Annotated in this window: 17 protein-coding genes; 7 read left to right on the top strand and 10 right to left on the bottom strand. The window is 52.7% G+C overall.

Going from position 1 to position 15,136, the window contains the following annotated elements; all coding sequences use genetic code 11:
- Positions 1 to 54 precede the first annotated feature (54 nt).
- From ICA20_RS07765 to yfbV, 3 genes are all read right to left on the bottom strand, one after another.
- The gene (locus tag ICA20_RS07765) at positions 55 to 732 is read right to left on the bottom strand and encodes a sugar phosphatase (RefSeq protein WP_129694839.1); all 678 of its coding nucleotides are present in this window, start codon (positions 730 to 732) and stop codon (positions 55 to 57) included.
- Positions 725 to 1,219, bottom strand: coding sequence for a YfbU family protein (locus ICA20_RS07760; RefSeq protein ID WP_038642310.1), 495 nt, complete (start codon positions 1,217 to 1,219; stop codon positions 725 to 727). Before ICA20_RS07760 ends, ICA20_RS07765 begins: the two co-directional genes overlap by 8 nt.
- Positions 1,220 to 1,303: 84 nt before the next feature.
- On the bottom strand, positions 1,304 to 1,759 hold the full coding sequence (yfbV, locus tag ICA20_RS07755; protein WP_038642312.1) for a terminus macrodomain insulation protein YfbV: 456 nt from the start codon (positions 1,757 to 1,759) through the stop codon (positions 1,304 to 1,306).
- A 339-nt stretch (positions 1,760 to 2,098) separates the two neighbouring features.
- Between yfbV and ackA the strand changes: the two genes are divergently transcribed.
- The 3 genes from ackA to yfcC all read left to right on the top strand — a co-directional run bounded on the left by ackA (position 2,099) and on the right by yfcC (position 7,243).
- Entirely contained in the window at positions 2,099 to 3,301 is a 1,203-nt protein-coding gene (gene ackA, locus ICA20_RS07750; RefSeq protein ID WP_006683648.1) for an acetate kinase, read from the top strand.
- 76 nt (positions 3,302 to 3,377) lie between these two features.
- Positions 3,378 to 5,522 (top strand): phosphate acetyltransferase, encoded by a 2,145-nt coding sequence (pta, locus tag ICA20_RS07745; protein ID WP_038642314.1) that lies wholly within the window; start codon positions 3,378 to 3,380, stop codon positions 5,520 to 5,522.
- Positions 5,523 to 5,722: 200 nt separating this feature from the next.
- Positions 5,723 to 7,243, top strand: coding sequence for a putative basic amino acid antiporter YfcC (gene yfcC, locus ICA20_RS07740; protein ID WP_038642316.1), 1,521 nt, complete (start codon positions 5,723 to 5,725; stop codon positions 7,241 to 7,243).
- A 56-nt stretch (positions 7,244 to 7,299) separates the two neighbouring features.
- On the opposite strand, the gene yfcD is transcribed toward yfcC, so the two are convergent.
- The 3 genes from yfcD to yfcF are packed head-to-tail and all read right to left on the bottom strand — an operon-like array spanning position 7,300 to position 9,162.
- Positions 7,300 to 7,854, bottom strand: coding sequence for an NUDIX hydrolase YfcD (gene yfcD, locus ICA20_RS07735; RefSeq protein WP_038642318.1), 555 nt, complete (start codon positions 7,852 to 7,854; stop codon positions 7,300 to 7,302).
- A gap of 56 nt (positions 7,855 to 7,910) precedes the next feature.
- Positions 7,911 to 8,462 (bottom strand): phosphodiesterase, encoded by a 552-nt coding sequence (gene yfcE, locus ICA20_RS07730; RefSeq protein ID WP_038642320.1) that lies wholly within the window; start codon positions 8,460 to 8,462, stop codon positions 7,911 to 7,913.
- Positions 8,463 to 8,517: 55 nt separating this feature from the next.
- A complete protein-coding gene (yfcF, locus tag ICA20_RS07725) occupies positions 8,518 to 9,162 on the bottom strand; it encodes a glutathione transferase (protein WP_038642322.1) in 645 nt (214 codons plus the stop codon).
- Positions 9,163 to 9,296: 134 nt separating this feature from the next.
- Between yfcF and yfcG the strand changes: the two genes are divergently transcribed.
- The 4 genes from yfcG (at position 9,297) to ICA20_RS07705 (ending at position 11,849) form a co-directional block, all read left to right on the top strand.
- A complete protein-coding gene (yfcG, locus tag ICA20_RS07720; protein WP_038643278.1) occupies positions 9,297 to 9,932 on the top strand; it encodes a GSH-dependent disulfide bond oxidoreductase in 636 nt (211 codons plus the stop codon).
- A 54-nt stretch (positions 9,933 to 9,986) separates the two neighbouring features.
- Positions 9,987 to 10,349: a dihydroneopterin triphosphate 2'-epimerase gene (folX, locus tag ICA20_RS07715; RefSeq protein WP_038642324.1), complete on the top strand. Its 363-nt coding sequence runs from the start codon at positions 9,987 to 9,989 to the stop codon at positions 10,347 to 10,349.
- Between the two features lie 19 nt (positions 10,350 to 10,368).
- Positions 10,369 to 11,262: a TIGR01777 family oxidoreductase gene (locus ICA20_RS07710; RefSeq protein ID WP_038642326.1), complete on the top strand. Its 894-nt coding sequence runs from the start codon at positions 10,369 to 10,371 to the stop codon at positions 11,260 to 11,262.
- A 71-nt stretch (positions 11,263 to 11,333) separates the two neighbouring features.
- Complete coding sequence (locus ICA20_RS07705) at positions 11,334 to 11,849, top strand: GNAT family N-acetyltransferase (protein WP_071888158.1); 516 nt, start codon at positions 11,334 to 11,336, stop codon at positions 11,847 to 11,849.
- 33 nt (positions 11,850 to 11,882) lie between these two features.
- Here the strand turns inward: ICA20_RS07705 and hisP are convergent, their stop codons facing one another.
- The 4 genes from hisP to hisJ all read right to left on the bottom strand — a co-directional run bounded on the left by hisP (position 11,883) and on the right by hisJ (position 15,029).
- Positions 11,883 to 12,656 (bottom strand): histidine ABC transporter ATP-binding protein HisP, encoded by a 774-nt coding sequence (gene hisP, locus ICA20_RS07700; protein ID WP_038642330.1) that lies wholly within the window; start codon positions 12,654 to 12,656, stop codon positions 11,883 to 11,885.
- A gap of 13 nt (positions 12,657 to 12,669) precedes the next feature.
- On the bottom strand, positions 12,670 to 13,377 hold the full coding sequence (gene hisM, locus ICA20_RS07695; protein ID WP_038642332.1) for a histidine ABC transporter permease HisM: 708 nt from the start codon (positions 13,375 to 13,377) through the stop codon (positions 12,670 to 12,672).
- A complete protein-coding gene (locus tag ICA20_RS07690) occupies positions 13,374 to 14,060 on the bottom strand; it encodes a histidine ABC transporter permease HisQ (protein WP_038642334.1) in 687 nt (228 codons plus the stop codon). The genes hisM and ICA20_RS07690 overlap by 4 nt, the downstream gene beginning before the upstream one ends.
- Positions 14,061 to 14,246: 186 nt before the next feature.
- The gene (gene hisJ, locus ICA20_RS07685) at positions 14,247 to 15,029 is read right to left on the bottom strand and encodes a histidine ABC transporter substrate-binding protein HisJ (protein WP_003028120.1); all 783 of its coding nucleotides are present in this window, start codon (positions 15,027 to 15,029) and stop codon (positions 14,247 to 14,249) included.
- Between the last annotated feature and the right edge of the window lie 107 nt (positions 15,030 to 15,136).

Below are 15,136 nucleotides of genomic sequence, written 5' to 3'. Positions count from 1 at the left end.
GGATGGAGCGATTCTGCCATAAAAAAGCCCCAACAATCTGGGGCTAAATCATGATCAGGTATTTCTTACAACGACCACATTTCCGTTGGGCTGCTTGGTCACAGAAATATGTTCCAGACTGGTCAGCGAAAAATCGACCTCATCCAGACGCGGCGTGTCCGCTGGCGCATTTACCGCTATTACATGGCACCCTGCCGCTAGTCCCGAGAGCACCCCTGCGGGCGCATCCTCGACTACCGCGCATTCCTGTGGCGCCAGGCCCAGTAGCTGAGCGCCTAACAGATAGGCGTCTGGCTCTGGCTTACCTCTTTTTACCCGTTCGGCAGTGACAAACACTTCAGGAGCAGGAAGTCCTGCGACACGATGACGCGCCCGTGCGACCGGCATTGAACCGGAAGTCACAATCGCCCATGGAATGCCCGCGTTGTTGAGATGGTTGAGCAAGTCAACCGCCCCTGGCAGCGCGGTGATCCCCGCGGTTTCCGTCGCTTCGATCTGCTCCAGGCGGGTGAACTCCGCAGCGATCTCCGCCTCGGACTTGCCCACCATAAAGTGTCGCAGGGAGGTAATGGCCTGCTTACCATGAATAAAGCCGAGCACCTCGGCGTGATCGAGGCCAAAACGATCGGCCCAGTTGCACCACGCGCGCTCTACTGCGGGTAAGGAATCGACCAGCGTTCCATCCAGATCAAACAGAAAACCTTTGCACTGCACGCTCGCCCCCTCAGGCATTAATGATTTGGTTAATTTCATTCGCGCTCAGGTGATACTGGCGCGGGCAAGAGTGCCAGACATTCAGCATACGTTGATATTTTTCCCACATCGGGGTCTGGGCGTTGAAGCCATGCGTACCCGCATCAAAGTGGGTATAACGCCCTTCCACATTGACCATAAACCGTACATACCCGAGGAAACGGGCTTCCGTTGCAGCGTCAAAGCCGAGGAAGGTCACGCGGCGCTCATCAATAGACTGCGCGTCTTTTAGATTAGTCCAGGACACATGTAATGCGTGATACATCTCCATAATATCGATAACCGTACGACAGGTTTCTTCCGTCAGCTCACCAAACTCACGATCCAGCTCGCGCATCTGCAAGCCGTAACCGCGTTCAATAATCGTCTGCAAACGACGATAACGCTCGGCGTTAGTGGGATCGAGCATAGTCATCATTTTGTACTGGTTAGACAAAATCAGACGTTGAGCGTTGGTCATTTCCATTTGGGACTCCTGTATCACTACTACTACGATGAAAAAAAAGAAGGCATCTTGATGCCTTCTTTTATATGCGTAATCAGGGGTCAATTACAAATCATCAAGGAAAGTTTTATCCAGTTGTTTGAAGGCGCGCTTAAGCGTGTCAGCCAGCGCCTGATAATCAGGCTTTCCTTCTACCGGAGCGAGCGCCTGTCCGGCCTCTTGCAATTTACCCCGAACTTCGTAGAACCAGTTGAGTATTGAAGGCGGCAGCGGCGTGACAGAACGCTTACCCAGCCACCACATGCCCTGCATCGGCAGACTGAGCGCAAACAGCGCCGTCGCCACGGCGGGTCCCAACTGCCCGCCTAAAGCAATTTGCCAGCATAAGGTGAAAACAGCGATGGGCGGCATAAAACGGATTGCGTAACGCGTCATACGGATGACGCGGTTCTCAACAAATACGGGCGCGAGGCGCTTTTCCATTGGCCACGTCTTCGCATAGTGCTGCCCCCGGCGAAACAAACTAAAAAAATTGACGGAACGATTATCCGGTGTCGACATGGCGGTTACCTCAACTTCACATATAAAAATTAAAAAATTTGTGCAAAACAACAACTATAAAGGACATCGTTCAAAACATTTTGTCTTTGATACCCACATTCAGGTATCCTGTGCCGGCCTGTAAGGCCTTTAGTCCAAAATCATTGAGTCGTCAAATTGGCATACAGTATGCCACTGGCTGAAAAATACGCAAAATGACATAGACTCAAAGGTATTTATTCCATCGTGCCCAAAAAGACTCTGGCGCATGATGTTAATCATAAACGTCGGTGTCATCATGCGCTACGCTCTATGACTCCCTGACGTTTTTTTAGCCACGTATCATAAATAGGTACTTCCATGTCGAGTAAGTTAGTACTGGTTCTGAACTGCGGTAGCTCCTCACTGAAATTTGCCATCATCGATGCAGTAAACGGTGAAGAATACCTCTCTGGTTTAGCCGAATGTTTCCATCTCCCAGAAGCACGCATCAAGTGGAAAATGGACGGCGGTAAACAAGAAGCGGCTTTAGGTGCAGGCGCCGCTCACAGTGAAGCGCTGAACTTTATCGTTAACACTATTCTGGCACAAAAACCAGAATTGTCTGCGCAATTGACCGCTATCGGTCACCGTATCGTACACGGCGGCGAGAAGTATACCAGCTCTGTGGTTATCGATGATTCCGTTATCCAGGGCATCAAAGATTCTGCCTCTTTCGCACCGCTGCATAACCCGGCTCACCTGATCGGTATCGCAGAAGCGCTGAAATCCTTCCCAAGCCTGAAAGACAAAAACGTCGCTGTGTTCGACACCGCGTTCCATCAGACTATGCCGGAAGAGTCTTACCTCTATGCTCTGCCGTACAGCCTGTACAAAGAACACGGCGTTCGTCGTTACGGCGCGCACGGCACCAGCCACTTCTTTGTTACTCAGGAAGCGGCAAAAATGCTGAACAAACCGGTTGATGAACTGAACATCATCACTTGCCACCTGGGCAACGGCGGTTCTGTATCTGCTATCCGTAACGGTAAATGTGTTGATACCTCCATGGGCCTGACCCCGCTGGAAGGTCTGGTGATGGGTACACGTTCCGGTGACATCGACCCGGCGATCATCTTCCACCTGCACGACACCCTGGGCATGAGCGTTGACCAGATCAACAAAATGCTGACCAAAGAATCCGGCCTGCTGGGTCTGACCGAAGTCACCAGCGACTGCCGTTATGTTGAAGATAACTACACAACCAAAGAAGACGCTAAACGTGCAATGGACGTTTACTGCCACCGTCTGGCGAAGTACATCGGTTCTTACACTGCGCTGATGGATGGTCGTCTGGATGCGGTTGTCTTCACCGGTGGTATTGGTGAGAACGCAGCGATGGTTCGTGAACTGTCTCTGGGCAAACTGGGCGTTCTGGGCTTTGAAGTTGACCACGAGCGTAACCTGGCCGCACGTTTCGGCAAATCTGGTTTCATCAACAAAGAAGGTACCCGTCCTGCGGTGGTTATCCCAACCAACGAAGAACTGGTTATCGCGCAAGACGCGAGCCGTCTGACTGCCTGATTTCACACCGCCAGCCTAGCTGGCGGTGCTGTTTTGTAACCCGCCTGAAATGGGCGGTAACGAAAGAGGATAAACCGTGTCCCGTATTATTATGCTGATCCCTACCGGAACCAGCGTCGGCCTGACCAGCGTCAGCCTCGGCGTGATCCGTGCTATGGAACGCAAAGGCGTTCGTCTGAGCGTCTTTAAGCCCATCGCTCAGCCTCGTGCCGGTGGCGATGCGCCAGACCAGACTACCACTATCGTTCGTGCGAACTCTAACCTGCCAGCTGCTGAGCCGCTGAAGATGAGCCACGTTGAATCTCTGCTGTCCAGCAATCAGAAAGATGTGCTGATGGAAGAGATCATCGCGAATTACCACGCGAACACCAAAGATGCTGAAGTTGTACTGGTTGAAGGCCTGGTCCCAACACGTAAGCATCAGTTCGCGCAGTCTCTGAACTACGAAATCGCGAAAACGCTGAATGCGGAAATCGTCTTCGTGATGTCTCAGGGTACCGATACCCCGGAACAGCTGAACGAGCGTATTGAACTGACTCGCAGCAGCTTCGGCGGCGCGAAAAACACCAACATCACTGGCGTTATCGTTAACAAACTGAACGCGCCGGTTGATGACCAGGGCCGTACTCGCCCGGATCTGTCCGAGATTTTCGACGACTCTTCCAAAGCGCAGGTGATCAAAGTGGATCCGGCTAAACTGCAAGAATCCAGCCCGCTGCCGGTTCTGGGCGCGGTGCCATGGAGCTTCGATCTGATCGCTACCCGTGCAATCGATATGGCGCGTCACCTGAACGCTACCATCGTTAACGAAGGCGATATCAACACCCGTCGCGTGAAGTCTGTGACTTTCTGCGCACGCAGCATTCCGCACATGCTGGAGCACTTCCGCGCAGGTTCTCTGCTGGTGACTTCTGCCGACCGTCCTGACGTGCTGGTTGCAGCATGTCTGGCTGCTATGAACGGCGTAGAAATCGGTGCTCTGCTGCTGACCGGCGGCTACGAAATGGACGCGCGCATCAACAAACTGTGCGAACGTGCATTCGCTACCGGCCTGCCGGTATTCATGGTGAACACCAATACCTGGCAGACCTCTCTGAGCCTGCAGAGCTTCAACCTGGAAGTTCCGGTTGACGATCACGAGCGCATCGAAAAAGTTCAGGAATACGTTGCTAACTACATCAACGCTGACTGGATTGAATCTCTGACCGCGACTTCTGAACGCAGCCGTCGTCTGTCTCCACCGGCGTTCCGTTATCAGCTGACCGAGCTGGCGCGTAAAGCGGGCAAACGTGTTGTTCTGCCGGAAGGCGACGAACCGCGTACCGTTAAAGCGGCTGCTATCTGTGCTGAACGCGGTATTGCTACCTGCGTTCTGTTGGGTAACCCGGATGAGATCACCCGCGTTGCGGCCTCTCAGGGCGTTGAGCTGGGCGCTGGCGTAGAAATCGTTGATCCCGATGTGGTTCGCGAAAGCTACGTTGCTCGCCTGGTTGAGCTGCGTAAGAACAAGGGCATGACCGAAACCGTTGCCCGCGAACAACTGGAAGACAACGTGGTTCTCGGTACCCTGATGCTGGAGCAGGACGACGTTGACGGTCTGGTTTCTGGTGCCGTTCACACTACCGCAAACACCATTCGTCCACCGCTGCAGTTGATCAAAACTGCGCCGGGTAGCTCGCTGGTGTCTTCCGTGTTCTTCATGCTGCTGCCGGAACAGGTTTACGTTTACGGTGACTGCGCGATCAACCCGGATCCGACTGCTGAACAACTGGCAGAAATCGCCATTCAGTCCGCTGAATCCGCCATCGCCTTCGGTATCGAACCGCGCGTTGCGATGCTTTCCTACTCCACCGGTACCTCTGGTGCAGGTAGCGATGTAGAGAAAGTTCGCGAAGCGACTCGTCTGGCGCAGGAAAAACGTCCTGACCTGATGATCGACGGTCCGCTGCAGTACGACGCTGCGGTTATGGCTGACGTAGCGAAATCCAAAGCGCCGAACTCGCCGGTTGCAGGTCGCGCTACCGTGTTCATCTTCCCGGATCTGAACACCGGTAACACCACCTACAAAGCGGTACAGCGTTCTGCCGACCTGATCTCCATCGGGCCAATGCTGCAGGGTATGCGCAAGCCGGTGAACGACCTGTCCCGTGGCGCGCTGGTAGACGATATCGTCTATACCATCGCCCTGACCGCGATCCAGTCTTCCCAGCAGCAGAAGTAATTTGCTGCGGTGTGCCGGATCTCTTATCCGGCAACACCTCTGCTTATCAAACCGGAAATAGCTGATATTTCCGGTTTTTTTATATCTGTTTTTTCTTTGGTACATTCTGAAATATTTGCCAGGATGCGCTGCATCAATGAATAACTATTCTTCTGTTTGCATACTTACTCTCTTTTGCATTGCAACAGGGACAGTCTTTCATGTCAGCAGTCACAGAATCACAGCCAGCCAAAAAATGGGCGATGCCCGATACGCTGGTGATTATTTTTTTCGTCGCCATTTTAACCAGCCTGGCGACATGGGTTGTTCCGGTCGGGATGTTCGACAGCCAGGAAGTGCAGTATCAGGTTGATGGGCAAACCAAAACCCGTAACGTTGTCGACCCCCACTCTTTTCGTATTCTGACCAACGATGCGGGTGAAGAGCAGTATCACCGGGTGCAGTTTTTCACCACCGGAGATGAACGCCCTGGCCTGATGAATTTTCCGTTTGAAGGATTAACCTCCGGCTCTAAATTCGGCACCGCCGTCGGCATTATTATGTTTATGCTGGTGATTGGCGGCGCATTCGGCATCGTTATGCGTACCGGAACCATTGATAACGGTATCCTGGCGCTCATTCGCCATACGCGAGGTAACGAGGTCCTGTTTATCCCGGTGCTGTTTGTTCTCTTCTCATTAGGCGGCGCGGTGTTTGGCATGGGCGAAGAGGCGGTCGCCTTTGCCATTATTATCGCGCCTTTGATGGTACGCTTAGGTTACGACAGTATCACCACCGTTCTGGTCACTTATATCGCCACCCAGATTGGTTTTGCCAGTTCATGGATGAACCCGTTCTGCGTGGTGGTCGCACAGGGTATTGCAGGCGTCCCGGTGCTCTCTGGTTCTGGTCTGCGTATCGTCGTGTGGGTCGTTGCGACCCTGATAGGGCTGACCTTCACCCTGGCCTACGCAGCACGCATCAAAAGAAATCCGCTTCTCTCCCGGGTACATGAGTCAGACCGTTTTTTTCGCGAGCAGCAGGACGAGGTTGTAGAACGCCGCTTCACGCTGGGCGACTGGTTGGTGCTGCTGGTACTGACGGCGGTGATGATTTGGGTCGTCTGGGGCGTTATCGTCAACGCGTGGTTTATTCCTGAGATCGCCAGCCAGTTCTTCACGATGGGACTGGTGATTGGCATTATCGGCGTCGTGTTCCGTCTCAACGGTATGACGGTCAACGTTATGGCATCTTCATTCACTGAAGGCGCGCGAATGATGATTGCTCCCGCTCTGCTGGTCGGTTTCGCCAAGGGCATATTATTGCTGGTCGGTAACGGAGAGGCGGGCGAAGCCAGCGTATTAAATACCCTGCTGCACAGCATCGCCAACGGTATCAGCGGGCTGGATAACGCTATCGCTGCATGGTTTATGCTGCTGTTCCAGGCGGTATTTAATTTCTTCGTCACGTCCGGTTCTGGCCAGGCTGCATTGACCATGCCGCTATTAGCGCCGCTGGGCGATCTGGTTGGCGTAAACCGTCAGGTCACCGTACTGGCCTTCCAGTTTGGCGACGGATTCAGTCACATTATCTATCCGACGTCGGCATCATTGATGGCAACGTTAGGCGTTTGTCGGGTGGATTTTCGTAACTGGCTGAAAGTAGGCGCCACGCTGTTGGGCCTGCTGTTTATTATGTCCAGCGTGGTGGTGATTGGGGCGCAGATAATGGGTTACCATTAAAAAATGATTGCCCGGCCTACGTGATTTCTCGACGCTGTAGGCCGGATGAGCAGACGTTACTCGGCTTCTTCCTGCTTTTCGGCTTTCGCCCCTTCATTCTTGGCGTTGCGGGTCATCCACAGCGCCAGCGCTTTCAGTGAGTCCGGCGTAAATTCGTCGCAGCGTGCGGTGATTTCTTCCGGCGTCAGCCAGCAAACTTCACTGACCTCTTCTTCCTGAAGCGCAAACGGCCCGTGGGAAACGCAGCTAAACAGCCCGCCCCAGACGCGACAGTTCTGGTCTTCAAAATAAAACTGACCGTGCTCGGCAAACGGCACGCCCGCAATCCCCAACTCCTCTTCCGCTTCACGGCGCGCTGAGTCCAGTAGCTGCTCGTCAGCCTGAACAACACCGCCAGCGGTGGCATCCAGCATGCCGGGCAAAAAATCTTTTGTCTCAGTCCTACGCTGAACCAGAATTTTACCCATACCATCGTGCACCACGATATACGTCGCACGATGGCGTAAGCGCTGCGCCCGCATTTGTTCCCGGCTGGACTGTGCGATGACTTCGTTGTCTTCATTCACAATATCCACCCATTCCGTACTTACCAAACGACGCTGTTCCACCATCAGGAAACCTTCTTTTTTCTGGCGCTCTTACGGCGCGTTTATGTTTGTGGGGTAAATTACGGATTAATCTCGATCTGCGCAATAACACTTTGATCATTGAGTGCCATTACGCTGAGAACATTATCATCCAGAATCCCGTAGCTTGCCGCAAAGCCTCCTTTCGGGATGCTTACCGAGCCAGGGTTAAAGTGATAGACATCCCCTTGCAACTCGGCAACCGGCAGATGAGTATGGCCATAAACCAGTACATCTCCCGCGCTGAGCACTGGCATATTTTGCGGGCCAAAAAGATGCCCGTGCGTCAAAAAGAGTCGCTGGTTTTCTGTCAGAATTTGCTGCCACGGCGCGGTTATCGGAAAATGCAGGAGCATCTGATCCACTTCGCTGTCGCAATTGCCACGCACCGCAATAATCCGCGCTGCCAGTTCATTCAACCGCTCTGCAACCTGCGCGGGCGCATAGCCTTCCGGCAACGCATTACGCGGTCCGTGATTTAAAACATCACCCAATATCACCAGCCATTGCGCACCGCTTGCGCTAAACAGTTCGAGTACGCGTTCCGTGGCTGGCAACGAACCATGAATGTCCGATGCGAACATCAGTTTCATCACTCACTCCTCGTTGAAAATTACCTTGTAATGATACTGGATTACGCTCCGATGGTCAGCAGGAACGCTTCGCTGAAAGCGCGATAAAACGCTGAACTGAAGCGCGCTGCCACTGGAAGGTGGCGTATTCCGCAAGCGCTTCTGGCACCTCATCGCCGTTAAGGACCAGACGATTAAGCATTAGCGCTAAATCGCAATCAGCGATACACCATTCGCCAAATAAATTCTGTTTACCATGCCTCAGTAAACTGCTCGCAGTGGCGAACAGTTTTTCCGCACTGGCTTTTCCGGCGTCGCTCAGCGGCGCTTTTTTCACGCCAGCAAAAACCACATCCGTTGAGCGCTCTTCACGAATAGGCATCAGATCGCTGCGGATCCACGCCTGCAGCTGGCGAGCCCGCGCGCGCTTTTGCACATCGTGTGGGTAGATGCGCTCCCACTGCGGCGGGGCAAAGCTCTCTTCCAGAAACTCAGTAATTGCTGATGATTCGCTCAGCTCGAAATCGTCAATCTCCAGGACCGGCACGCGGCGCGTCAACGCATAACCTTGCCATGAAGGTTGCAAGTGTTCACCGCTGCTGAGATCAACAGTTTTCAGCGTAAAAGGTAGCCCTTTCTCTTGCAGAGCGACATAAACAGACAGCACGTAAGGGGAGAAAAAATTGGCATCTGACCACAGCGTAATTGCAGGTTTACTCATAACGTCCTCTGAAGTGTATTGGCTTGCCTTCAAAATATAGAGTCTTTCTCTCGCTGTCACTTGATGAAAACTCACGCACGCCAACAGGCTCTATACTTGTAATGACCCGGTTCATGACAAAACGGACGCTGAAAATGATCGATCTCTATTACACGCCATCGCCAAACGGTCACAAAATCACGCTGTTTCTTGAAGAAGCGCAGCTGCAATATCGTCTGATTCATGTCGATATCAGCAAAGGTAGCCAGTTTCGTCCTGATTTTCTGCAGATCTCGCCGAACAATAAAATCCCGGCCATTATCGACAATGCGCCGCAGGATGGTGGAAGCCCGATCAGTCTGTTTGAGTCCGGAGAAATTTTACTCTATCTGGCGGAAAAGAGCGGCAAGCTGCTGAGCGGTGAGTTGCGTGAGCGCCACACCACGCTGCAATGGCTGTTCTGGCAGGTCAGCGGCCTGGGGCCCATGCTCGGTCAGAATCATCATTTCAGTCATTACGCCCCGCAGACTATTCCCTACGCCATTGAAAGATACCAGGTTGAAACCCAGCGCCTGTACAACGTGATGAATAAACGTCTGGAAACCTCCCCCTGGCTGGGGGGCGATCACTACAGCATTGCGGACATAGCCTGCTGGCCATGGATTCATGCCCACCAGCGTCAGCGTATCGACCTCGACAATTACCCGGCGGTTAATAACTGGCATGAGCGCATCCGTACGCGGCCCGCCACAGAACGCGCCATGCTGCAAGCGCAGAGTGAGAAGCGGTAACACGGTTCGATTCTCGTGTATCATGAATAGGTTCATACATGGAGGAAACCTGCAATGTCACAACCTGACGCGATTATTCGTATAAAAAACCTTCGTCTGCGCACCTTTATCGGCATCAAAGAAGAGGAGATCCTTAACCGCCAGGATATCGTCATCAACATTGCCATTCATTATCCGGCAGACAAAGCCCGTATCAGCGAAGATATCAACGACGCGCTGAATTATCGCACTATCACCAAAAGCATCATTGCGCACGTGGAGAGTAACCGCTTCTCACTATTAGAAAAATTAACTCAAGATGTGCTCGATATCGCACGCGAACATCACTGGGTCACTTATGCTGAAGTGGAGATCGATAAACTTCACGCATTGCGTTACGCCGACTCAGTATCCATGACGCTGAGCTGGCAGCGTTAAACGTAACCCGGGAGGCGACATGCAGATTCTGATTACCGGCGGTACTGGCCTGATTGGACGTCATCTGATCCCCCGCCTGCTCGAACTGGGGCATCAGATAACCGTAGTGACACGTACCCCTGATAAGGCGCGTCAGATTCTCGACTCTCGGGTCACGTTATGGAAGGGGCTGGCAGAGCAGCAAAATCTCGACGACATTGATGCCGTGATTAACCTTGCCGGAGAGCCTATTGCAGATAAGCGCTGGAGCGCTGAGCAAAAGGAGCGCCTGTGCCAGAGTCGTTGGGGCATCACGCAGAAACTGGTCGATTTAATCAACGCCAGCGAGACGCCGCCCGCGGTGTTAATATCCGGTTCCGCTACCGGTTACTACGGCGATCTGGGCGAAGTTGTCGTCACGGAAGAAGAGCCGCCGCATAACGAATTTACTCATAAGCTGTGCGCCCGCTGGGAGCAAATTGCCAGCACCGCGCAAAGTGACAAAACCCGCGTGTGTATGTTGCGTACCGGCGTGGTATTGGCCTCTGCTGGCGGGATTCTGGGGAAAATGGTCCCGCCATTCCGTCTTGGTTTAGGCGGCCCGATTGGTAACGGACGCCAATATCTGGCCTGGATCCATATTGATGATATGGTCAACGGCATTATCTGGCTGCTGGATAACGATCTGCGTGGCCCCTTCAATATGGTTTCACCGTACCCGGTACACAATGAGCAGTTTGCCCACGCACTGGGTCATGCATTAAACCGCCCAGCCATTCTGCGCGTTCCCGCTGGCGTAATACGTCTACTGATGGGCGAGTCTTCCGTGCTGGTTCTCGGCGGACAGCGGGCGTTACCCAAACGCCTGGAAGCGTCCGGTTTTGCGTTTCGTTGGTACGATTTAGAAGAGGCGCTAGCGGATGTTATCCGATAGTTGCTAAGCGCTATTCACATTCGCCGTTGCGATGGTAAGGTTATAGATCTGACTTCCGCAATGGCGACGTTATGGCAAAAATATCGACTCCCCGTCTTACCCTCTCTTTGTTTCAATTTTCTGACTGGTCATTTTTCCAGAGACTGCGTGAAAGCCCTGAAGTCATGCGCTATATGGGCGACATCGCCCCAGCAAAGGATACGCGTCTGTTATTCGCCAGACGCCTTGCCGCACAGCACACATTTGTTATTCGCGAGCATAACAACCCGACGCCGCTCGGCGATATTGGTCTGCAAATCAGTCATCTTTATCCGCATGAGGCCGACCTCGGTTACGCCCTCATGCCGCATGCGCAGGGGAAAGGTATTGCCAGCGAAGCCGTGCGCGCGGTGTGTCAGTATGCCCTGGAGCAGGCTGGCGTCACGGCGATAAATGCTTACGTGCTGGCAGAGAATAAGGGGTCGATACGTGTTCTGGAAAAGACGGGCTTTGTACGAACGCAGGTGCTGGAAAAAGCGTATGAAATTAATGGGATCGCGCACGACGACTGGGTTTATCGCCTGGAGTGCGATGCGTTAAAGCGGTAGGCCCGGAAAGCATAGCGCCTCCGGGCAACTGAATTACTTCAGCGATCCTTTGAGGAACTGCTGCAAGCGTGGGCTTTGCGGGTTGCCGAATACCTGCTCCGGGTCGCCCTCTTCTTCAATTTTCCCCTGATGCAGAAAGATTACGTGCGTGGAGACATTTCGGGCAAACCCCATTTCATGGGTCACGACCACCATGGTTTTCCCCTCTTCGGCCAGTTGCTGCATAATGCGCAGCACTTCGCCGACCAGCTCTGGGTCAAGCGCCGAGGTGGGTTCATCAAACAGCAACACCTCCGGTTCCATCGCCAGCGCTCGCGCAATAGAAACGCGCTGCTGCTGACCACCAGACAAATGCACCGGATATTTACCCTGCGCTCGCTCATCAATGCCCACTTTAGCCAGATACTTCACCGCGCGTGCGCGGGCTTCCTGCTTGCTCAATCCCAATACCTGAATCGGCGCTTCCATGACGTTTTCCAGCACCGTCATGTGGCTCCACAGATTAAAGTGCTGAAAGACCATGGTTAGTCTTGTGCGCAGCAAACGCAGTTGATTTTTGTCCGCAACCTTGAGCTGGCCGTCTTTGTCACGCACCAGTCCAATGTTCTGCCCACTGACGACAATAGAACCAGCGCTCGGTTTTTCAAGAAAGTTAATGCAGCGCAGAAAGGTACTTTTACCGGAACCTGACGAACCGATAATACTGATAACATCACCCGCATTAGCTTGCAGCGATACCCCTTTCAGCACTTCATGTTCGCCGTAGTGCTTATGTAAATCGATAACGTTTAATTTATTCTCAGACATCGTGTTACTCGAATTATTTAGAGGATACATGCTGCAACCAGCGTTTTTCCGCTTTACGGAACAGACTGATCAGGACATACGAAATAATCAAATACAGCACCGCGGCAATACCAAAAGCGGTAAACGGTTGATACGTTGCCGAGTTGATATCGCGGGCGATTTTCAACAAATCAGGCACCGTGGCGGTAAACGCCAGCGCCGTGGAGTGCAGCATTAAAATCACTTCATTGCTGTATGCCGGCAGCGCAATACGCAGCGCGGAAGGCAAAATTATGCAGCGATACAGTTTGAATGACGAGAAACCGTAAGCGCGCGCGGCTTCAATCTCACCGTGTGGCACAGAACGAATCGCCCCGGCGAAAATCTCCGTCGTATAGGCGCAGGTATTCAGCGTCAACGCCAGTACGGTACAATTCAATCCGCTGCGGAAAAACGCGTTGAGGAAGTCCGTTCCTTTGACTATCTCCAGCGTATACATCCCGGAATAAAACACCAGCAGCTGTACATACAGCGGCGTGCCACGAAAAACATAGGTAAATAACCAGATCGGGAACTGGATAAATTTATTGCTGGAAACGCGACCAATCGCCAAAAACAGCGCCAGTATGCCGCCCATCACCACCGACGAGATCAACAACCACAAAGTAATTGCCACACCGGTAAAGCGGTAACCGTCCGTCCACAGCAGGGATTTCCAGTACTCCTGAATTATCTCAATCACAGGTCAGCCCTCTTCACACCCACGGAGTAACGGCGCTCAAGGTACAGCAGCACACCATTAGAAACTGTGGTAAACACCAGATAGATGACCCCGCACACCACGGCAAAATAGAACGGCTCCCAGGTGCTCTTCCCGGCAAGCTGAGTGGCTTTCACCACATCTTCCAGACCGAGCAGCGATACCAACGCCGTGGCTTTGAGAATAACCTGCCAGTTATTACCAATTCCCGGTAAGGCATAGCGCATCATCGCCGGGAACATAATGCGGCGAAATATTTGTGAACTGGTAAAGCCGAATGCCGTCGCGGCTTCAATATGGCCTTTGGGCACAGCCATAAACGCGCCGCGGAACGTTTCGGTAAAGTAAGCCCCGTAGATAAATCCGAGCGTGATTATCCCTGCTACCATCGGATCGATATCAATCTGGCTGACCCCCATTGCATCGGTAATGGTATTCAGCGCGATTTGTAATCCATAGAAGATGAGCAACATTAAGACCAGATCGGGCACGCCGCGGATAAGCGTGGTGTACGCTTCGAAAATAAGCCCCAACGCCCGGCTTTGCGACAGTTTTGCTGCCGCGCCGACAAGGCCTATCAGAACCGCCAGCACCACTGAGCTGAGAGCCAGCTCAAGCGTAACAATTGCGCCCTGTAAAATAACACCTGAAAAGCCATACAACATGCTGCCTGTCCTGTCGTGTGTGGTGGAGTAATAAGCCTCTTTTGATTTCAGACTCACCGTTAAATGCCGGATGGCGGCGTTGCCTTATCCGGCCTACAAAATCAATGTAGGCCGGATGAGCGCAGCGCCATCAGGCATAAATTCAACGCGTCAAAAATCTACGGGCTTTATCAGCACCTGCGGTGATTAACCGCCATAAACATCAAAATCGAAGTACTTTTTAGCCAGCTTCTCGTAAGTGCCGTCAGCGCGCATCTCCGCAAAGGCTTTATTCAGTGCTTCGCGCAGCTCGTTATCATCTTTACGCAGCCCCATACCGGTACCCACGCCAAACAATTTCTCGTCTTTCACAGACGGGCCGCCGAATTTGTAATCCTTACCAACTGGCTGTTTCAGGAAGCCTTCGCTGGCAGCGACTTCGTCCTGGAATGCGGCGTCAATACGCCCGGCAGTCAGGTCAGAATAGATGTTGTCTTGTCCCTGATAGGAGACAATTTCAATACCTTTTGGCGCCCAGTGTTCGTTGCCGAACGTTTCCTGAGTGGTGCCCTGCAGCACGCCGACACGTTTGCCTTTCAGCGACTCAATGGTCGGCTGAATAGCAGAATCCTTAGCGACAACCAGACGCGAGTCGGCTGCATAAAGTTTGTCGGTAAACGCGATTTCCTGCTGACGTTTTTCAGTAATGGAAAGCGAAGACATAATCGCATCGATTTTCTTCGCTTTTAGCGAAGGGATCAGCGCGTCCAGCGGGTTTTCCACGAAGGTACATTGTGTATTAATACGTTTGCATAGCTCTTTAGCCAGATCGATATCAAAACCGACTAATTCACCCTGCGCATTTTTCGATTCGAACGGCGCATAAGTAGGATCGGTGCCGATACGAATTTTTTGCGGAATGGCTGCAAATGCTGCGGTAGCACTGGAGAAAGCCAGGACCAGAGAAAGAGACAACACCAGTTTTTTCATAACTATCCTCAACAGACTGTCTTTTATAGGGGATCTTTACAGGACCAGGTGCAGTTATCGTGCCATTAATCAGGCCGACAAGGCAAAGCATTCTACCTTGTCGGCGG

The sequence above is a fragment of the Citrobacter sp. C5_2 genome (assembly GCF_014596845.2).
Taxonomy (GTDB): domain Bacteria; phylum Pseudomonadota; class Gammaproteobacteria; order Enterobacterales; family Enterobacteriaceae; genus Citrobacter; species Citrobacter werkmanii.
This window is presented reverse-complemented; position numbering and strand designations above follow the sequence as displayed.